Consider the following 14,499-nt stretch of genomic DNA (forward strand, 5'->3'; position numbering starts at 1 on the left):
GGCATTTCAAGTCACATTATCCGACACGCAAACCCTTTCAGGTATAAACCTTCTGGATATGTCGCGATAACAGGGTGATCCGCTGCCTGACGGAACTGCTCTATAAATTGTATATCATGGCCTGCATCTAACGCAGCGTCAGCCAAAATTTTCTGGAACAAATCAGTTGGCATTAAGCCTGAGCAGGAGAAACTTAACAAGATCCCACCAGGGCGTAACAGTTGTATTGCGAGCATATTGATATCTTTATAGCCGCGACAAGCACTGGCCAACTGGCTTTTGTTTTCCACAAATTTCGGTGGATCCATGATAATCATGTCAAACTTTTCCCCTTGTGCGCGGTAATTGCGCAGCAATTGGAAGACATCATCACGAATAAATTCGGCTTTGCTTAAATCTAATTGGTTTAGTTCAACGTTTTGCTGGGCAATATCCAGTACCGATTGTGAAGTATCAACACTGATAACTTGTTTGCAATTCCCCATGAGTGCAGCGACCGCAAAGGCGCCGGTGTAGGAGAAACAGTTAAGAACGCGGCGGCCATCAGCGTAATTACGCGCCGCAAGGCGGCTATCTCGTTGGTCCAAATAAAAACCAGTTTTATGCCCCTGCTGAATATCAACCAGCAATTGCATGCCATTTTCGGTAATTGGCAGCAGTGCCGGAGGCATTTCACCATAAACGGTGCCTTGCGTCAGTGGTAAGCCTTCTTTTTTACGCACCGAAACATCTGAGCGGTCGTAAATAGAGCATTCTGGGTAGCATTTTTGCAATGCGCTGACCAGCGCTGCACGTTGATATTCAGCGCCTGCTGACAATAATTGCAGCACCAGAAAGTTCTGGAAGCGGTCAATGGTGATACCCGGCAAGCCATCTGATTCACCTGCAATTAAGCGATAGCCATTCAAACCATCACGTTGTGCCAACCAATCCCGCCAATTTTGTGCTTGCTGTAGACGGCGAACAAAGAATTCGCTATCGATAACTTCATCTTGTTGGAACGTCCAAACTCGTGCCAGAATTTGTGATTCAGGCGAGTAGGCGGCACGGGCCAGCCATTTTCCTTGGCTATCAAGAATATCGATGGTTTCACCGGGAAGCGCATTGCCTTCAATGCGTTGAACCGCCCCAGAGAAGATCCATGGATGGCGACGAAGTAAGGATTTTTCACGTCCTTTGGCAAGAATCAGGCGTACGGTCATAATTAGGTTGCTGCCAGCTAGGTAAAAAAGAGCGGTATTGTCGGAGTATGAGCCGGAAAATGCAAATTATCACGTAGATAAGGAATCGATATGCCAAAAGTATGTACTGCGGCCTATGTTTACGGAATCGTTCAAGGTGTCGGTTTTCGCTATAGCACTCAACGACAGGCACTGGAACTGGGAGTAACGGGGTATGCTAAAAATTGTGATGATGGCAGCGTGGAAGTCGTGGCTTGTGGCGAGCAGCAAGCCGTTGAACGTTTGATGGAATGGATTAAGCAGGGCGGGCCGCGAGGTGCGCGCGTGGAGCGTTTGCTGACTGAGCCGTATCCTCCCACGCAGTTTGAGACATTTAAAATTCGTTATTAACTTGAGTGCAATGCCAGAGCAAGAATTGCCACTTGTGGCCAGTTAAATGCATTTCACTGGTTTTGGTAAGCCTGCAATTTTTGTTGCTTGTTTTGCTGGCCCTTTAGGGAATAAGCGGTATAGATACCGGCTGTTACCTTTTTCTTCGCCATATTTTTGTGCCATAGCTTTAACCAGCATACGTATGGCCGGAGATGTATTGAACTCTTGATAAAAAGCACGCACAAAACGCACCACTTCCCAATGTGGCTCAGTGAGTGCAATACCTTCTTGTTCAGCGAGTAGGGGGGCTAAAGCCTCGCTCCAGTCCGCACTGTTTTTTAGATACCCTTGTGCGTCGGTTTCAATTACCCGACCTTCAAACTCCAACATACGACCTCGGTGATTCAATGAAGGGAACGGTGGCTAATTTAGCAAAAAATGGGCGATTCCCCAAAGGAGTCTGTGCTTTTCCTGTGTGAGATTTTATTGATGCCATCGAAAGGTAGGGGTGTTGTACAGTGAATCACCAGTGATGACGATTAATTCAGCATTTGATAATCAGGTGGCGGCTTTTTGGGCAATTAATCACAAACAGGCTTTACAAGCGGCGGTGCTCTGTTTATAGTTCGGCTCGTTGCGGAGGGGTGGCCGAGTGGCTGAAGGCAACGGTCTTGAAAACCGTCGACGGGAAACCGTTCGAGAGTTCGAATCTCTCCTCCTCCGCCATCACTTCTCTTTATCCTTCTGTTTTCTCAGCACCACTCCCCTCACACATAATTAAAACGACGTCCGTTTATAGAGACGGTATTGCGGATGCCAGAAATGCTTGGTGATAGCCGTTTTCAACATTTCATCCGGAATTTCAACAGCAACTTGTGCGAGTTGTGCCTCTTTAGCAACGCGATAAGCAATAGCCTGTGTAACTTGTTGGATATCTTTAATGTCCGGTAGCAATGGACCATCGCCATCTCGTGCCCGTGGTGAGAACTCCGCCAGCGTTCGGCTTGCTGCCATCAACATACTCTCTGTTACACGCCGCGCCTGACTGGCAATGACACCAAGCCCTATGCCAGGGAAAATATAGACGTTATTACACTGGGCAATAGGGTAGAGCTTCTCTTTATAGTTGACGGGTTCGAACGGGCTGCCAGTCGCGATAATGGCATTACCGTCCGTCCAGCGGAGAATATCTTCCGGGCGCGCTTCCATGCGCGAGGTAGGGTTAGACAGCGGCATAATGATCGGCTTGTGGCAGTGGCAATACATCGCTCGAATAACTTCTTCGCTAAATAATCCCGGTTGACCCGTAACCCCAATGAGCACGGTAGGTTTGACGTTCTGGATAACATCAAGGAATGTGCAGTTTTCGCCTTGATTGTCCCAACTTGCCAAGTTTGAACGTGGTTGTGCCAAATGGTGCTGAAAAGGCGCAAGATGGGTCTGATCGTCGGTTAACAGGCCAAAACGGTCGACCATATAGATATTGGCGCGCGCTTGTGCGTCGGTTAAACCTTCTGACACCATTTGTGCCACGATATGCTCAGCAATACCGCATCCGGCAGAGCCTGCACCAAGGAAGACCACTCGCTGATCCCGTAGCTGATGTTGAGCTGCGCGGCAGGCGGCTATCAAGGTGCCAAGTGTGACAGCTGCTGTCCCCTGAATATCATCATTAAAACAGCAGATCTCATCCCGATAGCGGTTTAGCAGGGGAATAGCCGTGTGTTGGGCAAAATCTTCAAACTGTAATAATACGTTGGGCCAGCGGCGCTTAACGGCGCTGATAAACATATCGACAAATTCAAAATACTCATCGGCGGTAATTCGTGGATGACGCCAGCCCATATACAGCGGGTCATTGAGTAATTGGGAATTGTTGGTTCCCACATCAAGTAAAATAGGCAATGTCTGAGCCGGGCTGATGCCACCACATACGGTATATAAAGACAATTTGCCAATGGGGATCCCCATCCCACCAATGCCTTGATCTCCAAGGCCAAGAATACGTTCACCGTCAGTTACCACAATAACTTTAATATTCTGCTTAGTTGCATTATGCAAAATATCATCGAGCATATGCCTATCAGGCCAAGAGATAAAAAGCCCTCTGGCTCGGCGGTAAATATCAGAGAAATGCTCACAGGCATGGCCAACAACTGGGGTATAAATGATCGGCATCATTTCAGAAATATGTTTGCCGACCAGATGATAAAATAGTGTCTCGTTGGTATCTTGGATATTGCGCAGATATATATGGCGAGCAATATCGGACTTGATGTCGAGAAATTGCTGGTAGGCCCGCTGCGACTGTTCTTCGATGGTTTCTACCGCGGCGGGTAGCAGCCCATGCAAATTAAACGTTTCCCGTTCATGGCGGGTGAATCCACTCCCCTTATTTAAAAGGGGAGAATCCATCAATAATGTGCCCGTGTACGGAATATAGAGTGAATCTTTGCTTTCTTCATGGAACATATTAAATATCCAAATACCAACGATGATGAAGAGTCTTAGGTCTAGAACAGCAGGTAGTTAGTTACCATCATGGTGATGATACCGCCGAGTGCCGGAATAAGTGTTCGCCTCACAATCATAAACGGAGAACATTCACCCGCCTTGCTGACCGCGATGATGATACCGGCAACTGGGGAGATAGAGCGCCCCATTCCTGCCATTAACTGCATCGGCAGAATCATGCTGACAGCTTCTTGACCAAACTTGCTGGCGATAGAAGGGGCCATCCCGGAGAAAGAGAAGAAGGCGGCGACACCAGAGCCGGTTAATACTGCGGTCACACCCACCAACAGTGTCATCAGAACGGTCATACTGGCGAAGCCAAAGCCGGCGTTTTGTACTGACACCAGCAAGTAGTCTATCGCACCGATTTTCTGCATCCCTTGTGCGTAGATATCAGCACAAACCAGTAACGAAACGATGCTGGTAAACATGCCCCCCATACCTTTGAAGAAGACCTGAACCCCTTTACAACAGGCGCGGAAATCACGTTTCACCAGAAGGTCACAAACAAACGCCGTCAACGTACCGATAATCATGGCAGTGACCACGTCTATTTTTATGGTATCAACGAACAGTGGGCTGAATATCAGCACTAGTGCAACCGGGAAAATAGGTAATAGTGCGTAGAAAGTAGGCACTTTCTCCTCGTCGGCCGTTTCGACGTTATTCACCTCTTGAACGACGACCGTGTGGCCATCTTTCTTGTCATAGTATTTAGCAGTAAAGAAGACTAAGACTGACACGACTATCATAACGCCAACCGCCACCGGCATCTGATAATGGGCAAAGTAGATGGCCGTTTCCATACCTGCATGTTTTGCTGCGAGGTTAGCTGTACCCACTGCAGGGCCGAGATCCATAAAGGCACAAAGACCAATCATGGATGCTGCCGCAGCTTTACTGACACCTAAGCGCACTAGCACCGGGAAGAAAGTCACCAACAATAACATGGCTAATCCGGCGGCACTGGAGATAGCCACGTGTAGCAGCTGTGCGCAAATATAACCCAGAGCCAGAATGAGGTAAGGTGCTTTAATCAGCTGCAGAGGGCGAATGCAGACATTTACCATGGCATTTGAGGCTTTAATATGGTCCATATAGCTAGCAAAACCGCCGGCTGCCATGATAATCAAACCGATACCAGCCACTTGAGTGGAGAGTGAATTTTTTGCAAAGGCAAAAATATCAACCCAAACAGAACCTGTTGACTTCGCTTTATCGTATAAAATGCTATGGTCTGGGTAAAAAATAGCGGTGATAGTCAGTAAAGAAATACCGGCCAGCAGCAACACCGTTTGAGGTTGATAATTCTTAATGATTAACCATGCAGCAATGATAGTAATCACTATTGCGATTATAAATGCAATCATGAGATGAGCCCTTTTTATTTGTTTTCCCGAGTGGAAAAACCACTGTTAAATAAAACTTTACAGATATATCTCAGGCGGGAACGGTTAATCTGTATGCCTGCTTATAATGTTGTCATAGTAGAAGTAAGCAACCGTTGGCAGAATGAGAAAATAGTTTTCTCACAGTAATTTGTGCGCAGTGTCTCATAACTTGAAATTCTTTGTTACATCGATTAATGATTTCATTTTACCTGTAGTTTGCATGATCATTAACAATGATATTCTTTCAGAAATATATTTATATGTCAGTGAGTCAAATTGGATGTCAAGAGGCAATAATGGATGAAAATTAATAATTTGTTGACACTTGAGAAATATATTTCACAAACAATACAATTAAATTCATTAACAGAATCGGAATGTCGCCTAGATGCTTATATTCAAGGGCATTTTAATGAATTACCTTTTCATGGCATTGTCGATCTCGCGCGTAATGCAATGGTGAGTAAAGCCACGGTCGGGCGTTTTTTAAATAAGTTGGGGTTCACAGGGTATTCATCTTTCAGGCGCGAGCTGGAAAAGGCCCTGTCACAGCAGAAACTGGTCCCCCCCTTTGAGCTGGTTTCTCGTGCTCAAGAGAAAACCAACATCACCACAGCAGAGATTGTTTCTGAGTTTAATAAAAATGTGACCATGTTGTTTGATAGCTTCAAGGATAATATTGATATTGAGAGTCTGGATCAGTTTATCAGCCTTATTTTGGACACCGATAGGCATCTCTATGTTATTGGCCCTTCTTCGTCTCATGCGATGGCGAAACATTTCACCACACTGGTTAAATATTTTAGGGATAAGGTGACACTTCTCTCTGTCGATGTCGGTGATTTACCGAAAGCTTTGCTGAATATATCCAGTAAAGATGTTTTGATCACTTTCTCCTATTATCGATTTAACCGTGTTGTCATTCGTGTGACGGAGTGGTTTCGTAAGAAAGATGCAGTAGTGGTACTGATAACTAATTCAGAATCAAATCCTTATGGTAAATTCTGTAATCTGCAGTTTGTGTTGCCAAGCGATGTACAGTCGGTATTTAAAAGCAGAATTATCAGTTTCTTTTTTGTCGAGTTAGTTCTGCATTTGGCATATGAAAAAGGGGAGGGTGAAGGAAATTTTGAGCAGTTGGAAGAGCTATTTGTCTTTTTTGAACTCTTTTCACCCCTACCTAAGTAAGGGGGTTAAGATTTCCCCCGAGGGATATTCTCAGGGGCATCTTTAGTATTAAATCAATTGGTTGACGGTATTTCTTTATTCGTGGCATCAAAAAATGCCACCGTCTCTTCTATCAGCGCGTCATTACAGCCAAGATAAGAAGATGGATCACAAGCGGCAATAATCTCTTCTTCTGTTAAGAACTCGCGAATTTGAGCATTACCGAGCACTAATTGCAGCAAGTCTTGGGTGCCATCTGCCTCTTTTAATAACGCTTTCATTATGTTGTATCCCTGATCCCGGCCAATTTTATCAGCCAGTTTCATTGATACGGACTCTGACATAATGAAATATTTCGATGTATTGAAATTGTCATTCATTTTTTGCTTATCAACCACCAGATGAGTGATAAGGCGACAAGCGCGATCAAGGCTGGTGGAAAGACTGAGCGCCGATTCAGGTAGCAGCGTCCAATTGAGTACCCGCATTGAGGCGGCTCGCACATCTTGCTGGTCAAGCAAGTTGGTCGCACCTGAGGCATACATCCAACCCATACGGGACAAGGTTTGGATCATATTACTGGCCCGAGGGTTTGTTTTGTGCGGCATGGTACTGGAGCCACCACCACCTTCACCTTCTCTGACTTCGCCAAAAGCGGGCCTGCCCATCGTTTCCACATCATTGGCTATTCGGCACAGGGTGCCGTGTACCAAGGCAAAAAACTGCACGACTTGGACCACATTATCTTGGCTGGCATTCATCATGCCCACTGGTGAAGATAATCCCAGCGATTTCATTAGATTATCTCGAGTCTCCATCCCGTGATGACCTACGGAGGCAAGGTTTCCTACTGCGCCACCAAATAGACCGGTAATGGCAGTTGGATAGAGATTATCAAGGCGATGAATGTGGCGAGTTAGCTCACTCAGATAACTGCTGACCTGCAACCCCCAAGTGGTGGCAGAGGCATCCACAGAATTGGTTCTGGCGACCATGACTGTGTTTTTATGTTCCAGCGCCATGGTTTTCAGGCACTCTCCCAGCTCAATCAACTGACGGCGCAGCAATAGCAATGTCTCTTTCATACGCATGGCTAGCGCAGAATCTAATAAATCCTGCGTGGTACATCCCCAATGGAGATATTTTTTTACCAGCGGTGTGCCAGCATCAGTGATTTGGTCAACCAGCGGTTTTATCGCCATTCCAACTGAACGGGTTTCTGCTGCTAATCGCGGCCAATCAATCTCTAACGATTGGCAAGTCGCGACGATCTCTTCAGCCGCTGGTGTCGGAATTATCTCTAATTCTGCTTGTACGCGGGCTACCGCCATTTCAAATGCCAGCCAGCAGCGAATTAAATTCTCATCAGACCAAATCTGTTTCATTTCCGGGTGAGTAAACAAGGACGAATACAGTTCCGAATCAAATACTGAACTATGACTACCTCGCATTATTGACTCCAAAATAAGTAGATGAACGATATCAGTGAGTTGGTTCTATTTATATCTGTTTACTGGCTGAAAGTCTGGTCTAATTTCTTGATGATAAAAATGAGAATATGAATTTCCCTTCTGTTACCTCCATTTTATTACTGAAAACGTGACAAACTTAACACAAAAGTAATATTGCTAACTTTTTGTATAATACAAAGAATGGAGAATTACTTAACTTTTATTTATCACTTATTAAATTTGACGGTGAAATTATGTTTTGAATTAGATTTGATTAATGTTTTGGGCGGAATATCACGTTTTAAAATGAGAAAGAAATATTCCCATACCCCACATTGCTTTTTGATATTAATAATTTCCACGATAAAAAATATTTTTATCTTCTTATCAGTTGAATTTTCTGACTGGGGTGCTCTACACGTTTTTAATTATAGGTAAAATATGAAAATTAAAATAATGCCGATTATTGTTTTAACCTGTATGAGTTCATCTGCATTAGCGATGAACGTCTATAAAGATAATGAAACGACGCTGGATATATATGGGCGTTTGGAATATCAGTTTGCACATGGTGATACTTCATTCGCTGGAGATGATGTGCGAAATCAACTGGGCGGGCGCATAGGTATCTATGTTACTCGTGATCTTCCATTGCTTGAAGATACTAAAATTATTGGTCGTCTGGAATGGCAGGTGAGAACCGAGAAAAACGATAATAAAACCAAGGATAAAGATCTGGATGCTCGTTATGCCTGGCTCGGTGTGTCTCATGCGCGCTATGGTGACTTAATTGGTGGACGTACTCAGAACCCGCTGTATCAGGTGATGAGAATGACTGACAAATATAAAAACTTTACGCCAAATGTTTATAACTACGGTATTAGCACAATTGATACTTCATTCCAATATAACCGTCAGGACGCCACTCTTCAGTGGAATGGTCAATTTGACGGGCACCAAATTCAGGCCGCCTACGTCGCAGGTAACGGTAACAGCGACAATGAAGGGCTTGATAACGGCATGATGATTAGTTATCGCAAAATGATTAAGGTGGGTGATCTAAAAATAACACCAGCCGTCGCTGTCAGTGAGTTTACACGTAAAGAAAACCCGCAGAAAAAAACCACCGATGGCCGTAAGAAACATCAACAAATAATGGGCGGATTACAGCTTGATTACGATGCCATGTCTTTAGCGATAACGGCTGGTAAGCTCTCCATCGAACGTGATGACAAGCCAGACAACGATTATTTCAGTTTTGATTCAGTGGCCTCATATCAGTTTAAACATATTAAAATTCTGGGGGGATATAGCTTCTTGGATGAAGACGGCAAAGATATTTACGAAAAAGAGGGCTGGAGAGCAGAAGCACAGTTAACCGTGGCTAAAAATGCTTATCTATCGCTGACCTATGACAGAGTACTGGCCAATAACAACCTCAAAATTAACGATGACGCCGTTATTCTTGGGTTACGCTACGACTTCTGAGGATAAAAATAATGAAGAAAATAATGTTGCTGCTGGCATGTGGATTAATCACGATGGCCAGTGCTCAGGCTGATACGCTTATTGCGCCACAGCCTCAAGCTAAAATGGACGGAGAAAGAAAAACATTCGCGCTCTACGGTAATTCATACATGCATTACAACAACCATGTGAATACCCGGTTGCGTGATTTAAGCCGTTCATTACTGCCTGATCAAGCGAAAGACTATATGTTCCGAGGAATTACCATTTCCAGTGGGCAATTAGGGTGGCATGTTCCTAACCTGAATTTCCAGAATTCTCTTCGCAAATGGGATGTGGTTATTCTACAGGGTAACTCTATGGAGCCTATTTCAGCCAAAGCCGAGTCACGCCAGTATTTTACTGATTCAGCCCAAACAATGGCGGATACCGCTCATCAAGCCGGATCTAAAGTTGTCTATTTCATGACATGGGCCAATAAGGATAAAAAGGAGCAAACGGACAAGTTGGCGAAAGCCTATATTGATATTGCCAGTAAAACAGGAGGTTACGTTGCTCCAATCGGTTTAGCGTTTAGCCGTGCAATCGAACTTCATCCAGAGATAGATTTGTACCACAGTGATGGTAATCACCCCTCTTTGGCGGGCACTTATCTGGCTGCCAGTGTGCTGTTTGCCACCATTTATGATCAATCCCCAGTGGGGGGCGCGCTGCCGGTAGACAGCGACATGACAGAACAGACCGCTCGTGCTTTACAACAGGTTGCTTGGGATACCGTGACGCAGTTCCGCCAACAAGGAAAATAAGTTTTTCCCGCCACACCCTCTTGAAATATCTCCCTTATCGATATCCGTTAAGGGAGATATTTTTTTTAGGGTTGGGCGACCCCATCAGACAGTATTGTCATCACCTACCTCTAAAGAGGTATATTGTTGATTTTATGAAATATTTGATCGATGGAGTGAGTTTTTTTTGAGCTAGTTCATAAAAGCGAATACCCACACAATAATTGTTTGATCTAAAACAAGCATTCTCATTACTACAAATAATTTGCAGAAAATCCCCCTTACTATCTCCACAACCCCACAGGGTGATATCCGTCATGGGGGTCTATTGACCGAATGCGTTTCATCCTATTGCGGGTCTAAAAATATAAAAATAACTGTCTGGTGCGGACATTGGCAGCGTCCGGTATGGAAAAATACACTGGAGTACATATTGTGAGCAAATTTATAAGGCAGATGTCGGTAGGGATATTGGCTTTTTTCGTTCTGGGCGGGGTATGGACTTTGTCGGCTGCGCCAACGCCGCCGATTGAGGCCCGTAATGATAAATTCGCCGAGCAACATGTGGATCAATTCACCTCTTGGCTGAAAACCAAAGAGAGTGGACCACGAGAAGATGCTTTGGCGGAAGATCCCAATCTGGTCATTCTATGGGCGGGTTATCCTTTCGCGAAAGACTATAACAAACCTCGTGGGCATGCTTTTGCCGTTACCGATGTGCGCGAAACCTTGCGAACCGCTGCGCCAAAAACTGCAGAAGATGGCCCATTACCCATGGCATGCTGGAGCTGTAAAAGCCCAGATGTTGCACGCTTGATCAATGAACAAGGCGAGGACGGGTATTTTAAAGGGACGTGGGCTAGAGGGGGGCCGGAAGTGGTCAACCAACTCGGTTGTGCTGATTGTCATGATACCGCGTCGGCTGATTTTGCTGCGGGGAAACCGGCACTGGTGTTATCACGCCCTTATACCGAGCGCGCCCTGCAATCTATCAATAAACCGTTTGAGCATGCCAGCCGTTTAGACCAGCAATCCATGGTCTGTAGCCAGTGCCATGTTGAATATCACTTTGCCGGTAAAGATAAAGCAGTGAAATTCCCATGGGATAAAGGCACCGATGTGGAGTCCATGGAGAAATATTACGATGAAATTGCGTTCTCCGATTGGATTCATCCACTCTCGAAAACACCGATGTTAAAAGCCCAGCATCCAGAGTATGAAACTTGGCGTGCGGGTATCCACGGTAAAAATAATGTTACCTGCATCGATTGTCACATGCCGAAAATCCAAAACGCAGCAGGCAAAATGTATACCGACCATCAAATCCGCAATCCATTTGATAGCTTCGAGACCACTTGTGTTAACTGCCATACCCAAGACAAAAAAACCTTGCAGGATATTGTGGCCGAACGTAAAGCCAGCATTCAGGAGCTGAAACTGAATGTTGAGAAGCAGTTGGTTCATGCGCATTACGAAGCGAAAGCGGCTTGGGATGCTGGGGCGACTGAGCAGGAAATGCAGCCGATTATGCAAGATATTCGTCACGCGCAATGGCGTTGGGATTATGCCATCGCCTCTCACGGCATCCATATGCATGCACCAGATGTTGGCCTGAGGGTGCTCGGCGGGGCGTTGAATAAAGCGGCCGATGCCCGCACCAAGCTAGCACGTTTACTTGCCACCAAAGGGATTAGCCACGAAATTCCACTGCCAGACATTTCCACCAAACTCAATGCGCAAAAAGCCTTGGGGATGGATATGGACAAGTTGAACAGTGAGAAGCAGGAGTTTCTGCAAAAAGTGGTGCCTGCTTGGGATGAGCAAGCCAAAAAAGCGGGCCGTTTGAGCCAGTAAGAGGCGTTCCGGTGTGGTGAGAACGCCAGCCGGAGCTATTCCAGGGACAAACTGGCTCCAGTGTGGGGCCATAGCAAAGGTGGAATAACTATGCGCGTTTTACGTTCATTCTGTCACGCAGTGTTGCTGACAGTGTTGGCCTTGTATCAGTTGCCGGCACTTGCCACAACACAGGCTGATACGCTGAAAGCAACCGACTCGCGTCATGTTGTTGAGCCGCAGCGTAATCCGGATGCTGCTTGCGTCCAATGCCATAAAGAGCAAAAAGATGAGCTGCACGGCAAGCATGCCAGCGCCATAAATCCGAACACACAATTAGCGGTTACCTGTACTAACTGCCATGGTAAAGCATCGATTTTGCACCGTAATGGCGTCAAAGATGTGATGCGCTTTAACAGCGATATGTTGAATGCGGATAAGGCAATGTACAGCGTATCGCAACAAAACAGTGTTTGTATGAGTTGTCACCAACCTGAGAAATTGCGTGAAGCTTTCTGGCCACATGATGTGCATATGCTGAAGCTTTCCTGTGTCAGTTGTCATCAGTTGCACCCGAAAACCGATCCAATGCATGGTTTGGATGATAAAGGGCGGGTCAAAATCTGTGTGGATTGTCACCGCCGCCAGCAGGAGCTGATACCGAAGGACGCGCCATGAATACGAATCGTCGTCATTTTATCGTTGGTATGGGGGCGCTGATTTTCATGACGGGTTCATCCAGTCGTTCGCTGGCTGTCAGTGGCACTATTGATGGCGTCCGTTACGGCATGTTGCATGACGAAACCCTCTGTATTGGTTGCACGGCATGTATGGATGCCTGCCGTGAAGTTAATCATGTGCCGGACGGAGTCTCGCGCTTAAGCATTATTCGCAGCCAACCCATTGGCGAGTTTCCGGCGGTGAAATATCAATTCTATCGCCACTCTTGCCAACATTGTGATAAAGCACCGTGCGTGGACGTGTGCCCAACAGGTGCATCATACCGTGACAAGGAGACCGGGATTGTCGATGTTGATCCTGATCTTTGTGTCGGGTGCCAGTACTGTATTGCGGCTTGCCCGTATCGGGTGCGTTTTATCCATCCAGTGACGAAGACCGCCGACAAATGTGATTTTTGCCGGAAAACCAATCTCAAGCAAGGCAAGCAACCGGCTTGCGTGCTGTCGTGCCCAACCAAAGCACTGATTTTTGGCAATCTGGATGACCCTAACAGTGAGTTGGTGAAGCTGTTACATCAACGCACCGTCTATCGCGCCAAGCTACATCTGGGAACACAACCGAAGCTATATCGAGTTCCTTTCCAGTACGGGGAGATAACCGGATGAATCCTGAACTGAATACGCCATTTCATTTTGACTCACTCGTCTGGGATTGGCCGATCGCCATCTATCTGTTTTTGATAGGCGTTTCTGCTGGCATGGTTGTGGTAAGCCTGCTGGTTAAGCAGCGTGTATTGGGGGACGATGCTCCACAGAGCGGGCTGCTTAAGTCCACGGCGATTATCGCGCCACTGGCGGTTATCTTGGGCCTATTTATCTTGATTCTGCACCTCACTCGACCTTGGACGTTCTGGAAACTGATGTTTTTCTACAGCACCAGTTCAGTGATGTCGCTGGGGGTCATGCTGTTTCAGCTTTATATGGTGGTGCTTTTGGTCTGGCTGGCGGTGATATTTCGTCATTGGTTAACGGCTTTACTACAGCCTTATCGAAAATTAGTGTGGGTCGGTACGTTGCTTCACCGGTTGGCCCCGATTGAACGCAAACTCGAACCGGTGATGATGTTTCTGGCCGTAGCGCTGGGTGCTTATACCGGTTTTCTGCTATCCGCATTGAAGAGCTATCCATTACTGAATAATCCGGTCTTGCCGGTGTTATTTCTATTCTCGGGTGTCTCTTCTGGTATCGCCGCAATGGTGCTGTGCTCGGTCACTTTTTTCAAAGAGCCTCCCCACAGCCCAGCCTTGGCTTTTGTGCATCGGTTGGAGAAACCGGTGGTCTGGCTGGAGCTGTTTCTGTTGCTGGCATTCTTCACGGGGCTTTGGTTCGGTGGCGGTCAAAAAGAAGTGGCTGTGACGGTGGCACTCGGTGGCGGTTTCTGGGCATTGATGTTCTGGTTTGGGGTGATAGGTTGCGGCATGGTGCTGCCAATGGCGTTAAACCGCTATTGCAGCCATAACGTACGACATCGGGTTTCATTCTTACTCGCCGTTTCTGGCCTGAGTTTGTTCGGGGTCTTTATATTACGCTTTTTCATTCTTTATGCCGGTCAGATGACGGTCGTGTGATGTGATAGGAAAAATTCAGTGGCGAGTAAA

General features: G+C 46.2%; 13 protein-coding genes and 1 tRNA gene. 9 read left to right on the top strand and 5 right to left on the bottom strand.

Annotated elements, in window-relative coordinates; translation table 11 throughout:
• Positions 1-11: 11 nt before the first annotated feature.
• Complete coding sequence (gene rlmI, locus ACIOG0_RS08670; RefSeq protein WP_128450862.1) at positions 12-1,202, bottom strand: 23S rRNA (cytosine(1962)-C(5))-methyltransferase RlmI; 1,191 nt, start codon at positions 1,200-1,202, stop codon at positions 12-14.
• Between the two features lie 90 nt (positions 1,203-1,292).
• On the opposite strand from rlmI, the gene yccX reads away from it, so the two are divergent.
• Positions 1,293-1,571 (top strand): acylphosphatase, encoded by a 279-nt coding sequence (gene yccX / locus ACIOG0_RS08675; RefSeq protein ID WP_050097165.1) that lies wholly within the window; start codon positions 1,293-1,295, stop codon positions 1,569-1,571.
• Between the two features lie 42 nt (positions 1,572-1,613).
• Here yccX and tusE read toward each other — a convergent pair whose 3' ends face one another.
• Positions 1,614-1,943: a sulfurtransferase TusE gene (gene tusE / locus ACIOG0_RS08680; protein WP_050097166.1), complete on the bottom strand. Its 330-nt coding sequence runs from the start codon at positions 1,941-1,943 to the stop codon at positions 1,614-1,616.
• A gap of 248 nt (positions 1,944-2,191) precedes the next feature.
• On the opposite strand from tusE, the gene ACIOG0_RS08685 reads away from it, so the two are divergent.
• Positions 2,192-2,279: transfer RNA gene (locus ACIOG0_RS08685), tRNA-Ser, on the top strand.
• A 51-nt stretch (positions 2,280-2,330) separates the two neighbouring features.
• On the opposite strand, the gene ACIOG0_RS08690 is transcribed toward ACIOG0_RS08685, so the two are convergent.
• Both ACIOG0_RS08690 and dcuC read right to left on the bottom strand, forming a co-directional pair.
• Positions 2,331-4,025 carry an NAD-dependent malic enzyme gene (locus ACIOG0_RS08690; RefSeq protein ID WP_050097167.1) on the bottom strand — a complete coding sequence of 565 codons (1,695 nt, stop codon included), beginning with the start codon at positions 4,023-4,025 and terminating at the stop codon, positions 2,331-2,333.
• Positions 4,026-4,066: 41 nt separating this feature from the next.
• The gene (gene dcuC / locus ACIOG0_RS08695; RefSeq protein ID WP_050097168.1) at positions 4,067-5,437 is read right to left on the bottom strand and encodes a C4-dicarboxylate transporter DcuC; all 1,371 of its coding nucleotides are present in this window, start codon (positions 5,435-5,437) and stop codon (positions 4,067-4,069) included.
• Positions 5,438-5,758: 321 nt separating this feature from the next.
• On the opposite strand from dcuC, the gene ACIOG0_RS08700 reads away from it, so the two are divergent.
• On the top strand, positions 5,759-6,646 hold the full coding sequence (locus ACIOG0_RS08700) for a MurR/RpiR family transcriptional regulator (protein ID WP_050097169.1): 888 nt from the start codon (positions 5,759-5,761) through the stop codon (positions 6,644-6,646).
• A gap of 53 nt (positions 6,647-6,699) precedes the next feature.
• Here the strand turns inward: ACIOG0_RS08700 and ACIOG0_RS08705 are convergent, their stop codons facing one another.
• Positions 6,700-8,076, bottom strand: a complete 1,377-nt coding sequence (locus ACIOG0_RS08705; protein ID WP_050097170.1) for an adenylosuccinate lyase family protein — start codon at positions 8,074-8,076, stop codon at positions 6,700-6,702.
• A gap of 441 nt (positions 8,077-8,517) precedes the next feature.
• Between ACIOG0_RS08705 and ACIOG0_RS08710 the strand changes: the two genes are divergently transcribed.
• The 6 genes from ACIOG0_RS08710 (at position 8,518) to nrfD (ending at position 14,469) form a co-directional block, all read left to right on the top strand.
• Positions 8,518-9,564 (top strand): porin, encoded by a 1,047-nt coding sequence (locus ACIOG0_RS08710; protein WP_404705003.1) that lies wholly within the window; start codon positions 8,518-8,520, stop codon positions 9,562-9,564.
• Between the two features lie 11 nt (positions 9,565-9,575).
• Positions 9,576-10,349, top strand: a complete 774-nt coding sequence (locus ACIOG0_RS08715; protein WP_050097172.1) for a DUF4886 domain-containing protein — start codon at positions 9,576-9,578, stop codon at positions 10,347-10,349.
• 435 nt (positions 10,350-10,784) lie between these two features.
• Positions 10,785-12,182 carry an ammonia-forming nitrite reductase cytochrome c552 subunit gene (gene nrfA, locus ACIOG0_RS08720; protein WP_050097173.1) on the top strand — a complete coding sequence of 466 codons (1,398 nt, stop codon included), beginning with the start codon at positions 10,785-10,787 and terminating at the stop codon, positions 12,180-12,182.
• Positions 12,183-12,272: 90 nt separating this feature from the next.
• Positions 12,273-12,839, top strand: coding sequence for a cytochrome c nitrite reductase pentaheme subunit (gene nrfB, locus ACIOG0_RS08725; RefSeq protein ID WP_050097174.1), 567 nt, complete (start codon positions 12,273-12,275; stop codon positions 12,837-12,839).
• Positions 12,836-13,507, top strand: a complete 672-nt coding sequence (nrfC, locus tag ACIOG0_RS08730; RefSeq protein WP_128450861.1) for a cytochrome c nitrite reductase Fe-S protein — start codon at positions 12,836-12,838, stop codon at positions 13,505-13,507. Before nrfB ends, nrfC begins: the two co-directional genes overlap by 4 nt.
• The gene (nrfD, locus tag ACIOG0_RS08735; RefSeq protein WP_050097176.1) at positions 13,504-14,469 is read left to right on the top strand and encodes a cytochrome c nitrite reductase subunit NrfD; all 966 of its coding nucleotides are present in this window, start codon (positions 13,504-13,506) and stop codon (positions 14,467-14,469) included. The genes nrfC and nrfD overlap by 4 nt, the downstream gene beginning before the upstream one ends.
• Positions 14,470-14,499: the final 30 nt, after the last annotated feature.

The organism is Yersinia vastinensis, from assembly GCF_044905075.1.
Lineage (GTDB): Bacteria > Pseudomonadota > Gammaproteobacteria > Enterobacterales > Enterobacteriaceae > Yersinia > Yersinia vastinensis.